The organism is Acinetobacter sp. S-1, from assembly GCF_059579785.1.
Map to the genome: position 1 here is coordinate 41952 of NZ_JCAOGE010000002.1, position 14043 is coordinate 55994.

Below are 14043 nucleotides of genomic sequence, written 5' to 3' on the forward strand. Positions count from 1 at the left end.
CGGAATGTTTAAGCCGGTCTTTTAGAGTTATAAAGTTCAATTAATGCGTGTTGTAGAGTTACGCCTTTAATCTGGGCATATTCGCGGACGTATTCCTTGGTTACGCCCTCATCCAGCTTTAATAGTGCCTCATACAGTCGTTTTATGCCATTTAATTCAAATTCATCCTTTTCTTCTACTGGCTTTTCAATAGCAGACTTATAAACGCCAGATTCAACGATAAATTCTTTTAATGGGTTCTCTTTGTTAAGGTCCTCTTCGCTGAGATCACTACCCAAAAACTCTTGGGTCGATACTTTTGGAAGCCTAATGTTTTCTAAAGGAGCGCCTGTCTTTTTAGCTGAATCGGAAGAAGGCTTGCTGTCATGGATTTCTTTCGCTTCGCCTTCAATGAAGTTATCGGTTTTTAAACTTACTTCAAAATAAATGCCCGTGATATTACGTCCTGTCTTGATTTTCTTTTCAGTAATAAACAGGTCAGTAAAACTATTAATCTGATCAATTGCCGGCTTCAATACACGTTTATTGAAGTTGGTCATATCCGTACTTTCGGGATTTTTCTTGTCTCTATACTCATGAGGAAGAAGGCCCATCTTGGCACGGAAGTCCTCAAAGTCATAAACAGGAGTTTTTCGTATATCCGAATTTTTCCAACTAGCGACCAACTCATACAGACGGATGCCATATTTACTGGTCACATCGCGTAAATTGTCGATGGCATATTTGGTAAAGGTTCCTTCTAGCTTGGTTACTAGAGGAATCACATCAGGAGCTAGGGTGATCGTTAATAATGCATCATCCTTAACGTATGAAACTCGTGATACCCAACGTGACCGAACCACCTCAATCTTGCCATTTCGCATTGTGGTGTAAGAAAAACGTCTTTCAAATAAGGTATCTTCGGCTTCCTTCAGTGTTTTATATGCCGCGCTCACTGTTGTATTAAATTTTTGGGCATATAAGGAAGCCGGAATCTCGATAATCGTTTCGGCAGTCAGATCTGCATTCTTGTTTCTGGAAACTAAAATGGCGAGTAGAATTATTCTTTGCTCAGCAGTGTCCAAAGCGTAGCTTGCATTAATCAATGCATTCGCTTTATAAACATCTGAATTCCTAATAAGTTCTGCCATATATTCCGTTTCAGAAAGGTTTTATTGGTTTTCGTAAAAGGTACATGATTAGATAATGTTTGTAAATCTAGTTAATCAGTCAGAATTGAGCGGATTTATATTTAAGGATTTTGACCAAAACATGACAATGTAATGACATTACCGGAGTTTTTGTACCTTTATAGGCATTCCTTCGGAATTTTTGTACCGTTATCGCCTGTTTTGAACGGAAAAAATGTACCGTTATCACTCCCCTATCGGAGTTTTTGTACCGTTATGATGATTTTGGCTATTAGTTTAGCGGAGAAAATGTACCTTTATAGGGGTGTAAACGGAGAAAATGTACCGAAATCCTTTTATGTATTCTTTAAGTTAATGGAAAAATGGCTTTAAAAGGTACTTATTCGGAGTTTTTGTACCTTTATAGGACTTCTAACGGAGAAAATGTACCGTTAAAGGCGATTTAACGGAGTTTTTGTACCTTTTAAACTATTGAAAATACAGGACAGAATTTTTGTACCGTTAAAAAGGAATATTTGTACCGTAATTAAAACTTTTTGTACCGTTAAAACGGAGTATTTGTACCGCTCAAACGGAGTTTTTGTACCTTAATAGGCTTTGAAAGTATTTGATAGCAATCGTTTCAGAGCTTCTAAAAGAAAAAAAGAAAAGATTTTAAATTCAAATAGGTTTTAAGTTATCCACAACGGAATTTTTGTACTGTTATTATTAGAACTCTTGTAATTCAAAGCATAGAGCGTTTTTAAAAAAAAGAGTTCACAGGAAGAAGTAAAATTGGGTTTAGTTTTAAATTCAAATTAAGATTTGTTTTGAAGATAAGAGTACATAAGGATAATGCATGTTGTTAAAAACATTATTCCCCCTACCAGATGCCAAAGAAATGAAATCATTGTTCTATCGGCTCATCATAGGTGCACACTGTAAACAGACAGTGACATGGATATTGTTTTGAATTGTTGAAGCTGTACATCCTGAAAACAGGATGCACAGCATTAATGTACCGAAATGCTTCATGATAAGAATAATTTCTTTTCAGCAGCACGGCGGTTAACTAATCCATTAATACGTTTGCCATTGTCAAAAATCCAACGATCAAACTGATTTGCAGCAGCAATATAGTTCCCTTGGTTAAGGACAGCCAACATTGTACTTTTGACAAATGCAGTTTCACCTACGTTGTAAACAAACGAAGCAAGCGCATCAAATTGATTTTGAGTTACCTTGACCTTCACATACTTATCAAGACAAGCATCAACCCACTTACAATCGTTTTTAAGCCATTCTTCTGCTTGAACACGAGTACAAGTATCACCCATTTTTACAGGTTGGCCGTTTGGATATTTGATTGTGCCGAAGCCAATAGTCGGGACGCTACCAGTATCCAGATATGCCGTATTCCTGAAACCTTCAAATCCACGTATAAGTTCATATCCTTTTTCGGAAATATCCCATTGCCCTGTAACGCCAGATTCAAGTTTGTAACCAATGAGTTTGGCGAAAGTTTCTAATCCCGCCTTCTCGATAATCTCGTCACCAGCAGTTACTTGTTCCTGAGTTAATCTGCCTCCTGACATCGCCCGAAGCCAAGAATAAGTTTGCGCAATCTGAGCCATTTGCACTGATGCAAGTGCGGATACCATGCTACTCATTAATCTTTAAACTCCTTCAGGTCGTTTTTAATATCAGTTGCAACTTCGAAAATGTCGGAATCCTCCTTCTTTTCGATATAGTTGAAAATCCAACGGACAATAGCCCACCCCGGCAAACCACATGTGAAGAAGAAACCGCCAAGCGCGATCATTCCCCATACGTCTGTTGCCCAAGCATGAAGGTTAAATTTGATGATGATGAAAGAGCCGCCAGCCAAGCTTGAAATTACTGTGGTAATCAAGCCAACTCCCCACTCTCTCGGAGATCTCGGCATCCGCATCATGAGCACTACAGCCGCAACTGCCATCACACAGATTGCGACTACGATAGTCATGCCAAATGCCTTCCAAGCAGCGAATCCACCGATAGTAGTTGATACTGGTTCGGTCATGATTTTCTCGCCTTAGATTAGTTGAGAAAATATAACATTTTTACTATATTTTATAAATAAGCACTTACTAATAATTTATGAGTGTGTAAAAATTATCGTTGTTCAATTTTTAGGATGTTTACTATGGCATTAAAGCAGATCACGAAAGATGAAGCTAACCTTTTGAACGTTCTTTTAGGGCAAGTCAACTTGCTCGAAGGTCAAAATGGAAAGCCGGTTGAAAACTTGACCTTGATTTACGATCGGAAGACTCCTGGTCTAGCTTCGGTCGGACTGGTTTATGTAGATGAAACCACTACCACTGAAGAAAATGGCGGTACTGCGTAACCATTCGACTTCATTAAAAAGGCTTCCAACTGGAAGCCTTTTTATTACATATTAGTGACGTCAATTGCCATAGCAATACAAGTGGCATTTCCGACTGCGGCTGTGCTAGAGCCTCTATCCTTTGCTACTTTATTCCAAATATATTGCAAATTAAATGTACCGTTTGCTTCGTCAATCCAGAAAGCAGGAATGCAGAAATTTAATCCAAAACTATTTCTGAGAATAAAACATTTACCTTGATACCCAAGTTGAGTAATAACAATAGCAATTTTTTTGCCCACAGTTCCGCCAGCAATTGGCTCAATGTAAGTGGCACTTGGAGTTGTCAGAGGCATATTGTAATTTTGATTCATCCTAATAGCTTGAAGATAACTTACTGGACGGAATATTGGCATATTGGAGTTAAAAATTGGTCGCTCGCTTTCATCGTAGATTTCAATGCCAAAGTTTGTTGCGCTACTTGCTACAAAAGCCTCTCGCATATTCATAAACTCATAAACTGTAAACGTTCCTTCCTCTTTGTAATGAGCATTATTTAATATCTCGATAGAATAGACACGATTAACGCCTACGGGAATATTGTCCTGTAAATCGAATCGCAATCTTCTGTTTGCGTAGTCATGCAAATAGATGGCAATAATTGATTTAGGGGTTAGACATGTGTAGTCCCCTTGCCTGTTGAATTTAGTGGGTCCTCATCGTCGCGAACCACTTCATGAATCAGCATCCAGTTTAATTTGCCGTGATCATCAAACGAATAATCCAGCATTTGAAGCGGAGTGATGATGTAGGCGTAAGCAGATAGCCCAGCTTCCTTTTCTTCCCGTTTGTTTAAGGGTCTTTGATCTTCTGGTACCGCATCCATATCAATAACTACCCCAATACGACCGTAAATTGAGGTTTTCTTACTGATCTGGCGAACGAAATCATTAATCGTTAAGCCGCTCTTGGTGCAGTTTTTCCAAAACTTCACCACGTCGGCAGGAGCATCTACCTTATTGCGGGTGATTTCCTGCTTGAATAAATATTTATTAATTAAATCTACAACTTCGCGGGTATGGTTGAAACGATAAGCGCGTGAGATACGATCCTTGAATTCGGCATCACCCTCTTTGATGTATTTGAAGATATGATGATTAAACCATTCTCTGCCACCGCTATAGGTGTCATCCATAAACATCCAGTGTTTGGACATGGCTTCATATAGTGGATGACGACGTGATACTAAACGTACAAGAGGGTCATTCGCTTCTTCTGAGGAAGCGGTCGAACTTATTGCATGTCGGTCGTATGAGGATAGTTCGGTTGTCATCTTATCGCCTTCAAAATATTAGTAAGCGCTTACTAATAATATAGGTTAAATTGAAACGCCTTTAATTTCAATCTTACGAAGTGGGAATTGGTGCTCGATTGCATATCCAATGGCATCGGCACTGTGTTCTACACCACCTGATTTATCAACATCACGTCCACCTGGTTTGTAGATGGTCTGTTCAAATGAATTGATCAAATGCTTACATTTTTCATCAACCCTTAATGCAACTGTTCCATCCGCAGTTCTCAACATGCGGTTAACTGCATTTACCCTGTCGGCAATTGCAGGGTGCTTTCTTCTGTAAAGAATTTTCTTAAATCCCTTCTCGCGCATGATGTCCAAGTCGGACTCACCACGAGCATGTTGGCGTTGACCGCCAGCAGGATCGGGGAAAATGACAATCTGTTTCATATACCGCCAGTATTTCCGTTCAATCTCTTCACAAATCTCTTCCGTGTTAGAGCCGAACTGGACAATCTCATCAACCACCCAAACTTCGCCATTTGGTTGCGGCTGCATGATGACGGTACTCATTGGGTCGATGTTAAAGTCCATGCCGATCCAGATTGGCAGTTTTGGATCAAAAGGATATTTCCCGACATGTTCCTTACGATCAAACGGGTAATAAACACGTCCAGACATGGTTTCGAAGGAAGCCAAAAATTCCTGCTTGAATGATTTCTCATCCATATCGGCTCTAGCCGCTTCAATTTCCGATTCAGGAATAAATGGAGATGTAATGGTTGGGAACTGCCATGACTGCCATTGGCCAGCTTCGACCTTTTTCGGGTCTTGTCCCTGCATATAGACGGTATATAACTGGTTATATGCTTTAGGTGTGCCGATAAAGATGGCATGACCACCTGTAGAGGCAAGGGTAGGACGCAAACATTGTGTCCATGCCTCTTCGCTAATGTCTTGGAATTCGTCCAATACCAAGAAATCGATACCCACACCACGCAAAGAGTCTGGGTCATCAGCGCCTTTAAGTTCAATCAGGGTGCCATTAACAAGTTCAATAGATAGACTTGAATGGTTAATCTTAACTACCCACTTCCGAGGAATGGCTTCAATCAAATCCTTCCACATGATTTGTTTTGCCATTCGGTAAGTTGGCGCTACGTACCAGATTCTTTGTCTTGGCTTTCTACTTTTACTGATAATCAGAGTACGCGAAAGGCTGGTCTTACCCCATCGGCGACCAGCAACCACTACGCGAAATCGAGCATTTGAAAGATAGACTTCCATTTGCTTTGGATGCAATGAAAGCCGAACCTTATCTGCCATCTAAAACCATCATTCCCCTGAATCATTTGATGGCTCTAACATGTCCTCATCTTCAAAGTCGTAATTACCATTGTTGAAATCACGCTCTTTCAATTGTTGAACCTGATCGGCCGTCAATTCTTCAATTACCAATTCCGGAAGTTGAGTAGCATCTACAGCATCAGGCTTATCCAAACCTAAAACGGCGTACCGTTCTTGGCGGATCTTTGCCAAAACATTCGAAGCGATTTCTAGTGCTTTTAAATTTTGTTGAATCGCCGCATAGGCACCGCCCTTTGCCTTGGCAGTGACAATTTCATTCCAAGTCAGGCGAGCTAGGCCCGTCGCCATCTTGTAATGTTCTTCTTTGGTTTCCTTAATTCTTTGGCTATGTACGGTCCCTTCTGACAAAATATCTTCGGCGACCTGTTTGGAGATACGCTCGGAATGTTCCTTGGCCTTCTCCCCTTTCGTGATTTTCCGCTTCTTCATGTGAAGGGAAACAGAAGTTGCGCTTACCCCGACTTTCTTGGCTAAGTCCTCTAGTGTCACATCACCAGAAGCCCATAACGCCTCTGCTTCTGCCCAAGCACTTGCTGAAGGGTATCTGCGTTTGTTGGCTGTTTCTTCAGTCATGCAATCACCTAAAAAAAAGGCGCGTACCAGCTACTAAATGATATGCGCCCTCTAAAAAGTCAGACACGCACCATTTCAAACATGTCCGATGGCCTCTAGGATAAGCAAAATAAAACCAAAAATAAATAATAAGCGCTTATTAATAATTTTATTTAAGAGTAATAAGCAAGCGCATACCAAAGCACGCAAGCTAGTGCTGTATTTTCACTTTCAAATGGTCTGGTTACGTAAAATTCAGAGCCAAGAATAAAGACTGCAACAAACTTGTCTTGAAGCTGTTCGGCTTTCTCTAAAGCTTTTTTAGAGCGTCTTTTGGAGGATTCATGGCTGGCTGGAAGGATGAGTGGATGTAAGTTTAATTTGTATAACTCCCTGAAAGTTATATTCTTATCCTCGCAATAGTCCGGACAGTGTGTATAGCCATCTTCCTTCCTGATTGCGAACTCTCCACAGATCGCCGTGTCATGGCCCAATAAAATATCAATTTCAGAATTTCCGACGATGCCTGGCTCAAAATCTTCGCCGATAAGAAAGATTTCCTGTACTTGGGACATTTGGGAGTTCCGCAGTTTTCCGAATATATTAATAATACAATAAAGTAAGCACTTATTAATAATATATTATTCGAAGAGTTGCGGAAAACCCAAATTACCCAAATGTCGGAATTAAACAAGGTCGGGCTGTTTTTTATGTTTAATGGCTTTACTCTCGGTATGGGCTTTATTGATTTCCACTAACTTGCGGTATTCAGTCAGGACGTTTCCAAAAATCTCATCAATGGTATAAGCCTCAAATTCACGCGAAGGCTCGTGTTCATGTAGGCTTTCCGCGAATTCCTGCCATATGTGAACACACTCATGGCAAAGCACGGTTAGTACCTCATTTTCGTCAGCGTCAAACATCCTCGGATAATAGATCGCGGCAATCAACTCGCCCGAATTGTTGGCGGCATAGAAAGTGATGGCTTTAAAATGGGACTGAAAATGCTCTTTAGCAATCTCGTAAAGCGCATGATGGCTTTCATCTTCCATAGCCAAGAATTGTTTTGGGTCTTGGACCAAAACATACCATAAGCGATTGTACGGAGTGCGGAACCAACTTGGCGAGGTTTTCTTAACGCTTTTTACCTTAGAAGATTTTTTCAATTTCCTCATCCTCATTTTCTACAAGTACCTGCCGTAGCGAAGGTACATAGGCGTTTAGTATTTCCTCGCCCAATGGCTTGATGCTGACGACCGTAAATCTACGCCCGTTTCTCACCACGTTTTGCCCGCTCTTCTCAATCAGGCCTCTTTTAATCAGAAAATTTAGGCTGCATGTAATGGCTTGTCGGGTGCAGGTGTAACTCACGGCGTCATGAAGCTGTTCGATTGAGAGCAAAGAACCGTCTGGATTTTTATCGCGAATCTTTGTCAGTAATTCGATCTGTTTTGGGGTTAGACCTAATTGCATTCGAATAAAAGCCCTCTTGATTTAATGAGTTCAACATTTAGGGGTTCGTCTGGTTTCTGACAGTCAAATGCCAAAATTGATACCCGTTTGGGAATCTCGTGCTCAGGATGTTTGGCTTTGTAGATCAAGTCAGGATTGGTATAGACCCCATATAACGGAGACGCAAAAACCAGTTGTTGAATGTTCTTTAGCAGCTTTTCGACAGGCATGCTCTCTACACGGCTAAAACCATTCAGCCGGTTATTGCCGGATTTTTCCAAAGAGCTGTATTGGTAATAGAACTTCCGCATTTCAGCGATGATCTTCTTTTTGATAGGTTCGGGTTTGGAGCTCAGCTCCTCCAGAATCCCCACAACATCTGTCGGATGCTTGGTTTCAAACCATTTCACAAAGAAGTCCACACCGCGTTGATAATTGGTCGCCTGCTTAGGCGAGGTGAACTTGATGCCTGCCCTTTCCACGAATGGATTGAATTTCGACATCGAGCTTTGGAACTCGGTATGTTTTCTATCCACCATGCGCATCATTAAATTTTGGGCACGATACGCAATCCCGCAACCACGGTAGATGGTGTCCAGTACAAGTCGGCTATTGGTGCAGACATTTTCGTTTAGCCATTCAGCCCGACTTTTATTGATCAGGCGGGTATCCTTGCCGTTGACGTTTGGACGTAGATATTTGAACAAGTCATTACGACCCGAAAGCAACATTTTGGGAACAGCCAGAATCCCGACACCAATGGTCTTGCCATGCAGGGTTACTTTCCAGAACCTTGAACCGATCGGCAGCGTTTCTGCCTTGTAGTGCAATTCGTGCAGAAGGTCCCAGTCACTCTTGTCACCCGGCTCCACAATGATGTCCTTGAGCAATGACAGGTTGTGGTTTTGCTTAGGTGATTTACGAGTAACGAGAATATCTGGTGTATCGAGTAAAACCTTTTCCATACCTTTCTCAATCAAGTAAGGGCGTTAAACGCCCTTTGTTAAATCACTTCCCAAGCTTTCAAGACATCGAGTAGCGGTCGAACACCACTGTATCCCGATAAACGACCTACCTCTTTGCCATCTTCCTTGCAGATCAGGGTAGGCACTTGCGTTACGCCCGCTTCTTCAAACTGCTGTTTGATTTCAGGTTCGATATTGTTTGGATCAATGGTCAGCACATGGTATTCGGTTGCGCGACCTAGCATTTGTTTTTCCAGAATCGGCTTGATGGTCTTGCAAGGTGAGCAGACGGTTGAAGAATATAGGGTTAATGTGCGCTTGGTTTGCGCTGGTTCGCTCTCAGAACGCTCCACAACTTCTGCTTGAACGATTTGCTCTGCAACAGTTTCGGATGCTTCTGACGCGAATTCATGAGCATCTACAGTGTCTTTAGTTACAACTTTTTTTGATCGATTAGTCATACTTGTTTAAATCCTTCAGGTGCTTTGGTGATTACCACTTTTTCGCGGTATCGCTTATCAATGAAGAGGCTTGGGTTGAGGTCTTCAACCATGTCGTCATGCGTTGTGGCAACCAGTACGGTTGTTCCGAGTTTTCGGGCAATTTTCTGAATGTTGTACGCAACAACTTTGGCAACAGTTCGATCAAGAACGGCAAGAAATTCATCTGCAATCCAGACGTCCGCCTTGCTCTCAATCAGTTTTGCCAGTTTGAAGCGATAACGTTGGCCGTCCGAGAGGGCATCAAACTTGTTTAGCCAGATATAGGCATCAGTGATGCCGGCAATGGTGAGTACATCCAGAGCGTCTTTTAGTGTTTCGCCAATCTGGTCGACGATTGGACGGTCATCATGCTCAATGGCATTCAGGTCAGCGACTTTTAAGCCGCTTTGTTCCATTTGTTCCGCCAGCTTCCGTAGCAGGGTCGATTTACCGCCACCAGACTGACCAGTGATGTAAACGATGTCTCCCTGCTCGATTTCAATTGGCGTGTTATCGAAAACCACAAATTCCTTCGCATCTAAGCCCAACCCGAACGACTCGGCAATTTCCAGTACACGTTCGGTACGCTCAACTGACGTTTTGTATCGGACATCGATGTTATAAACAGCCATTAAGCGCTCTCCACCAATTTGCTGATATACGTTACGAAAGCGTCCTTCCCTTCTAGTCCAGTTGCATCTTCTGCAATGGCCATAAAGTAGTGAATGGAACGTGATTCTTTGCCCGATACTTCGCTGAACCCTAAAACCTTGTCGATTCGGATAGGTTTTTCGTTCGATTCCGATACTGCATTTGCCGTATGGCGCTGTTGCTCGGCTACCGCGCTGTCCAGATCATCAACAATCACATCGACGTTCATTTCGGAGAGGTCGGCTTGCATGAACTCCAGCTCCTTGCTGTCGAAGATGTCCTCAAGGAACTCGATGTTGATGGATTGCAGCTCCAGCTTGAGCAGGTCGGCATCAATGTCACCAATGGCAACTCGGTTATCGGCCAAGCGTGCAGCTTTCACCTGTTCTTCATTCAAGTCATCGCGGACCAGAACAGGTACTTCGATTAAACCTAACTTGATGGCTGCAAGACGGCGACCATGCCCCTTGATGATTACGCCATTTTTATCTACCACAATGGGTTGATCCCAACCGAAGCGGGCAATCGACTCGGCAATCTTGGCGACTTGTTCTTCACTGTGGATTTTGGCGTTGAGTTCGTAAGGCTTTACATCGTCAACAATCCACATTTGGATTTTTAGTTCGCTCATTCGGCCACCCGCGTATCGGTTTGCTCAATCAACTGCTTGTTGATCTGGTAGAACTTTTCGCGTTGCCGATCCCTGACGGTAGTTAATTCCCAAGGGAGCGCTACCCATCCGAAGCCACCTTCAGGTTCGATATAGAGACGACCTTCTACGTTGGCTTCTGCAATCTGCAATTCTGTTAGGTCGCATGTTGAAACGATGCGGTATCCATTGCAGAACTTCTTCAAAAACTTCAAGGCGCCGTCATCTACTTCGGGAACCGCCCCTTCATGTTCCTGTTCAGGCGTGTTGAAAGTGATAACTTCCTGAAACTCGCTCTCGAAATAGTCTGGCTTGAGGATGACCACCGTTCCATCTAGGTTTTTAGCGATGTAATCACCTGCCTCGGCTGTACCAATGCCGGGAATGACAAGGGAAAAGTCTTCATCGGTATTTCCCCCTACTCTGGCTACTGTTTTCATTTGGGTTGAGCAGTGAACCCCAAGCCAGAGTTCAATTTCGGAGCCGTTGTTTCCATTAAACTGGATTGCTTCAAGGTCTACAGGGTATTGGCCACCCCGTCGGTACATTCGAACCTGCCCTTTTTGAGATAAATCGGTCATTAGCCATCCCATCCTTCATATGGTTTCATTACTTGCTTCCCAAGAGATAAACCAAGGCATCCCCTGCATTCGTCAAGCTGTCGGATTCGGTAAAGCCCTGTGCCTTAATGGTCTTCTCGATGAGTTTGGTAATTGCGTCTACGTCCTCGATCGGAACCTTGAAACGCATGATTTGGTGAGTTTGAACTTTGGTTGTCTTGGGTAATTCAACTTCCTCTGATGGCGAATCGAGATCGCTTAGAGCGTCCAGCGCTATATTAGTGCTAGAGAAGATGTCGATTTCTTCACTTGACCAAGGCATTACATCGATCAATTCATCGATACCGCCAAGATCATGAAGAATTTCGTTGAGCTTAACGATGTCATCTTCGCCATAACGACCGTTGTCGATTAGACCGATCTCTTTTGCTCTGGCTTCGTCAATGCGCCCAAGGTTCATTACCGGCACAGTGAGTAGACCAAGACGTTTAGCAATCATTGCTCGGTGCTGACCGCCAATGATCTGTAAGCGGCCATCAAGAAGGGTACGAACGATAATTGGCTTAAACATACCGTGACGTTTAATACCTTCTTCGATTTTTCGCTCGTTTTCAGGTGATACGACGTTTGAATTCCAAGGATTAGGCCAAAGCTCTCCTGGGTCGATTTCTAAATATTCAACTGACATAGGAAACTACTTTGAAATATTAGTAAGTGCTTACTTATAATTTAAGCCAAATATTAAGCAAATGCAAAAGGTATTGAAATGGGAAAAGTTGTAACAATCGCTTATGACGCCGTAAATGCCATCCTACACAAGCCTCCTGTTGAGGCGAAACTTGAAGTACAGTCGGCGCTTAGTTATTTGGTGGATGGCGCCGAAGAAACTCTAGCGTTTAGACAGCACCGTTGGGATGGCAGATCGTCATTTTTTGACTTTGCCAAGTGCTCTTTTCCAGCAGGATTTGTAGTCCATGTTACGGATCGACTCAAGAAGGCAGGTTTTGAAGTAAAACTCGCACGAAAACCCCTCCCCGCTCCACTTGGACCTGCCCGACCAGTGGTAGATAGTTACGGATATGACCCTCGTTACGATTACCAGCCGGAAGTTATGGATCGTCTTGTACGTCATGGCCAGATTATCGCTCAAGTCGCTACTGGTGGCGGTAAATCACGCATTGCCATGTTGTGTCAGGCCCGAATTAACCGCCCTACCTTGTTTTTAACAACCCGTTCGATTCTGATGTATCAGATGAAAGATGCATTCGAAGCAAATGGCGTTGCATGTTCGGTCATTGGTGATGGCAGTTTTGGACAGGTGAATGAAAAAGGTCAGCTCTCCATCAAGAAAATGACGGTCGGAATGGTTCAAACCCTCGCCGCCAAGCTGGAAGAGACGACTTTAGAGAAGGAATTTCAGATCCTTTATGACAACGTAGTCAAAAAACACGAAAAAGAGATTTCGGACACTAAAAAACAGCTAATTAAGGTCGGTAAAGTCGAGTCCGAAATCAAAAAAGTGCTTCATAACCTTGCACTGCAACATGAAAAGGAGCTTCAGGACAAGGCACCTGCGATGCAAGCCAAGGCAGAAGCAAAATTCAAGGAAAAATCACTCGTTAGACAGCAAACCATCAAGCTTTTGGAGCTTTTTGAGTTCGTAATTCTCGAAGAAGCACATGAGGCAGGTGGAAATTCGTATTACGAGATCATGCGCCACTGTAAAAACGCCTATTACCGCTTGGCATTGACCGGAACGCCGTTCATGCGTGAAAGCCAAGAGTCAAATATGCGTTTGATGGCTTGTTCCGGACCGATTGCCATCAAGGTTACGGAAAAAATGCTGATTGATCGCGGAATCCTTGCTAAGCCTTACTTCAAAATCGTCGAATTGAAGAAAAAGCCAGCCAAATTACACTCTATTACCCCTTGGCAAGCTGCCTATCGCTTGGGAATCGTGCAAAACGAAGAGCGGAACAATGCCATCTGTATGGAAATTCTCAAAGCCCGTGAATATGGCATGACGGCGATGGTTCTCGTCCAGCATACCTCGCATGGCGACACCCTATTGAAGCTGTTTGACGATATAGGTATCAGAGCGAGATATATTCGCGGTGAAGATGATCAGGGAGAACGTAAATCTGCGCTCACCGAACTTGCCAATAAGGATATTGATGTACTGATTGGAACAACAATTCTTGATGTGGGTGTGGATGTCCCTGCTGTCGGGTTGATTATTCTTGCCGGTGGTGGGAAAGCGGAAGTTGCCTTACGCCAGCGTATTGGGCGCGGGTTACGTGCTAAGAAATTCGGTCCAAACGTTGCGTTTATTGTTGATTTCACAGACCAGCACAATTCAACGCTCAAATCTCACGCTAGACAGCGTTTACAGATCATCAGAGAAACACCCGGCTTTGGCGAGAATATCGTTGCGAATTTCGAGTTTGAAAAGCTCGGTTTCAAAAAAGCTGCATAGTGTTCTGGGCTTGTTCAATGTTTTGGGCAAGCCCGTTTTATTTTGTGGTATTTCAGCGTGATCAATGCAATAATAACTATAATATGCAAGTTTTAATTTTCATCAAATTTTAAT

The 14043-nt window shown here is 42.9% G+C and carries 18 protein-coding genes; 2 read left to right on the forward strand and 16 right to left on the reverse strand.

The window, feature by feature from the left end:
* Positions 1-8 precede the first annotated feature (8 nt).
* From repM to AC52J8_RS18580, 3 genes are all read right to left on the reverse strand, one after another.
* On the reverse strand, positions 9-1130 hold the full coding sequence (gene repM / locus AC52J8_RS18570; protein WP_000818856.1) for a replication initiation protein RepM: 1122 nt from the start codon (positions 1128-1130) through the stop codon (positions 9-11).
* Positions 1131-2140: 1010 nt separating this feature from the next.
* The gene (locus tag AC52J8_RS18575) at positions 2141-2779 is read right to left on the reverse strand and encodes a lysozyme (protein WP_004832954.1); all 639 of its coding nucleotides are present in this window, start codon (positions 2777-2779) and stop codon (positions 2141-2143) included.
* A complete protein-coding gene (locus AC52J8_RS18580; RefSeq protein ID WP_000138815.1) occupies positions 2779-3171 on the reverse strand; it encodes a hypothetical protein in 393 nt (130 codons plus the stop codon). Before AC52J8_RS18580 ends, AC52J8_RS18575 begins: the two co-directional genes overlap by 1 nt.
* A gap of 162 nt (positions 3172-3333) precedes the next feature.
* On the opposite strand from AC52J8_RS18580, the gene AC52J8_RS18585 reads away from it, so the two are divergent.
* Complete coding sequence (locus AC52J8_RS18585; RefSeq protein WP_227553890.1) at positions 3334-3498, forward strand: hypothetical protein; 165 nt, start codon at positions 3334-3336, stop codon at positions 3496-3498.
* A gap of 44 nt (positions 3499-3542) precedes the next feature.
* On the opposite strand, the gene AC52J8_RS18590 is transcribed toward AC52J8_RS18585, so the two are convergent.
* The 13 genes from AC52J8_RS18590 to AC52J8_RS18650 form a co-directional block, all read right to left on the reverse strand.
* Positions 3543-4100, reverse strand: coding sequence for a hypothetical protein (locus AC52J8_RS18590; protein WP_130119936.1), 558 nt, complete (start codon positions 4098-4100; stop codon positions 3543-3545).
* 50 nt (positions 4101-4150) lie between these two features.
* Complete coding sequence (locus AC52J8_RS18595) at positions 4151-4810, reverse strand: hypothetical protein (RefSeq protein WP_227555463.1); 660 nt, start codon at positions 4808-4810, stop codon at positions 4151-4153.
* 45 nt (positions 4811-4855) lie between these two features.
* Positions 4856-6100 carry a phage terminase large subunit gene (locus tag AC52J8_RS18600; protein ID WP_002125703.1) on the reverse strand — a complete coding sequence of 415 codons (1245 nt, stop codon included), beginning with the start codon at positions 6098-6100 and terminating at the stop codon, positions 4856-4858.
* A gap of 9 nt (positions 6101-6109) precedes the next feature.
* A complete protein-coding gene (locus AC52J8_RS18605) occupies positions 6110-6715 on the reverse strand; it encodes a hypothetical protein (RefSeq protein WP_000134192.1) in 606 nt (201 codons plus the stop codon).
* Positions 6716-6867: 152 nt separating this feature from the next.
* The gene (locus tag AC52J8_RS18610) at positions 6868-7269 is read right to left on the reverse strand and encodes a hypothetical protein (protein WP_000084570.1); all 402 of its coding nucleotides are present in this window, start codon (positions 7267-7269) and stop codon (positions 6868-6870) included.
* 111 nt (positions 7270-7380) lie between these two features.
* Positions 7381-7869, reverse strand: coding sequence for a hypothetical protein (locus tag AC52J8_RS18615; protein WP_001228682.1), 489 nt, complete (start codon positions 7867-7869; stop codon positions 7381-7383).
* Positions 7844-8167 carry a helix-turn-helix domain-containing protein gene (locus AC52J8_RS18620; RefSeq protein WP_001175928.1) on the reverse strand — a complete coding sequence of 108 codons (324 nt, stop codon included), beginning with the start codon at positions 8165-8167 and terminating at the stop codon, positions 7844-7846. Before AC52J8_RS18620 ends, AC52J8_RS18615 begins: the two co-directional genes overlap by 26 nt.
* Positions 8158-9111, reverse strand: a complete 954-nt coding sequence (locus AC52J8_RS18625) for a hypothetical protein (protein ID WP_130119937.1) — start codon at positions 9109-9111, stop codon at positions 8158-8160. The genes AC52J8_RS18620 and AC52J8_RS18625 overlap by 10 nt, the downstream gene beginning before the upstream one ends.
* Before the next feature lie 38 nt (positions 9112-9149).
* Complete coding sequence (locus tag AC52J8_RS18630) at positions 9150-9572, reverse strand: thioredoxin family protein (protein WP_000184979.1); 423 nt, start codon at positions 9570-9572, stop codon at positions 9150-9152.
* Positions 9569-10225 carry an ATP-binding cassette domain-containing protein gene (locus AC52J8_RS18635; RefSeq protein ID WP_000312034.1) on the reverse strand — a complete coding sequence of 219 codons (657 nt, stop codon included), beginning with the start codon at positions 10223-10225 and terminating at the stop codon, positions 9569-9571. The genes AC52J8_RS18630 and AC52J8_RS18635 overlap by 4 nt, the downstream gene beginning before the upstream one ends.
* Positions 10225-10875: a ParB/Srx family N-terminal domain-containing protein gene (locus AC52J8_RS18640; protein WP_001292430.1), complete on the reverse strand. Its 651-nt coding sequence runs from the start codon at positions 10873-10875 to the stop codon at positions 10225-10227. Before AC52J8_RS18640 ends, AC52J8_RS18635 begins: the two co-directional genes overlap by 1 nt.
* Positions 10872-11474 carry a hypothetical protein gene (locus AC52J8_RS18645; RefSeq protein WP_000131110.1) on the reverse strand — a complete coding sequence of 201 codons (603 nt, stop codon included), beginning with the start codon at positions 11472-11474 and terminating at the stop codon, positions 10872-10874. Before AC52J8_RS18645 ends, AC52J8_RS18640 begins: the two co-directional genes overlap by 4 nt.
* Before the next feature lie 28 nt (positions 11475-11502).
* The gene (locus AC52J8_RS18650) at positions 11503-12141 is read right to left on the reverse strand and encodes a ParB/RepB/Spo0J family partition protein (protein ID WP_000110211.1); all 639 of its coding nucleotides are present in this window, start codon (positions 12139-12141) and stop codon (positions 11503-11505) included.
* 78 nt (positions 12142-12219) lie between these two features.
* On the opposite strand from AC52J8_RS18650, the gene AC52J8_RS18655 reads away from it, so the two are divergent.
* A complete protein-coding gene (locus tag AC52J8_RS18655; protein ID WP_000521251.1) occupies positions 12220-13929 on the forward strand; it encodes a DEAD/DEAH box helicase in 1710 nt (569 codons plus the stop codon).
* The last annotated feature ends 114 nt before the right edge of the window (positions 13930-14043 follow it).

Bases quoted from the DNA above. Each gene is read 5' to 3' on its own strand.
- repM (WP_000818856.1), bottom strand. From the start codon at position 1,130: ATGGCAGAACTTATTAGGAATTCAGATGTTTATAAAGCGAATGCATTG.
- AC52J8_RS18575 (WP_004832954.1), bottom strand. From the start codon at position 2,779: ATGAGTAGCATGGTATCCGCACTTGCATCAGTGCAAATGGCTCAGATT.
- AC52J8_RS18580 (WP_000138815.1), bottom strand. From the start codon at position 3,171: ATGACCGAACCAGTATCAACTACTATCGGTGGATTCGCTGCTTGGAAG.
- AC52J8_RS18595 (WP_227555463.1), bottom strand. From the start codon at position 4,810: ATGACAACCGAACTATCCTCATACGACCGACATGCAATAAGTTCGACC.
- AC52J8_RS18600 (WP_002125703.1), bottom strand. From the start codon at position 6,100: ATGGCAGATAAGGTTCGGCTTTCATTGCATCCAAAGCAAATGGAAGTC.
- AC52J8_RS18605 (WP_000134192.1), bottom strand. From the start codon at position 6,715: ATGACTGAAGAAACAGCCAACAAACGCAGATACCCTTCAGCAAGTGCT.
- AC52J8_RS18610 (WP_000084570.1), bottom strand. From the start codon at position 7,269: ATGTCCCAAGTACAGGAAATCTTTCTTATCGGCGAAGATTTTGAGCCA.
- AC52J8_RS18615 (WP_001228682.1), bottom strand. From the start codon at position 7,869: ATGAGGAAATTGAAAAAATCTTCTAAGGTAAAAAGCGTTAAGAAAACC.
- AC52J8_RS18620 (WP_001175928.1), bottom strand. From the start codon at position 8,167: ATGCAATTAGGTCTAACCCCAAAACAGATCGAATTACTGACAAAGATT.
- AC52J8_RS18625 (WP_130119937.1), bottom strand. From the start codon at position 9,111: ATGGAAAAGGTTTTACTCGATACACCAGATATTCTCGTTACTCGTAAA.
- AC52J8_RS18630 (WP_000184979.1), bottom strand. From the start codon at position 9,572: ATGACTAATCGATCAAAAAAAGTTGTAACTAAAGACACTGTAGATGCT.
- AC52J8_RS18635 (WP_000312034.1), bottom strand. From the start codon at position 10,225: ATGGCTGTTTATAACATCGATGTCCGATACAAAACGTCAGTTGAGCGT.
- AC52J8_RS18640 (WP_001292430.1), bottom strand. From the start codon at position 10,875: ATGAGCGAACTAAAAATCCAAATGTGGATTGTTGACGATGTAAAGCCT.
- AC52J8_RS18645 (WP_000131110.1), bottom strand. From the start codon at position 11,474: ATGACCGATTTATCTCAAAAAGGGCAGGTTCGAATGTACCGACGGGGT.
- AC52J8_RS18650 (WP_000110211.1), bottom strand. From the start codon at position 12,141: ATGTCAGTTGAATATTTAGAAATCGACCCAGGAGAGCTTTGGCCTAAT.
- AC52J8_RS18655 (WP_000521251.1), top strand. From the start codon at position 12,220: ATGGGAAAAGTTGTAACAATCGCTTATGACGCCGTAAATGCCATCCTA.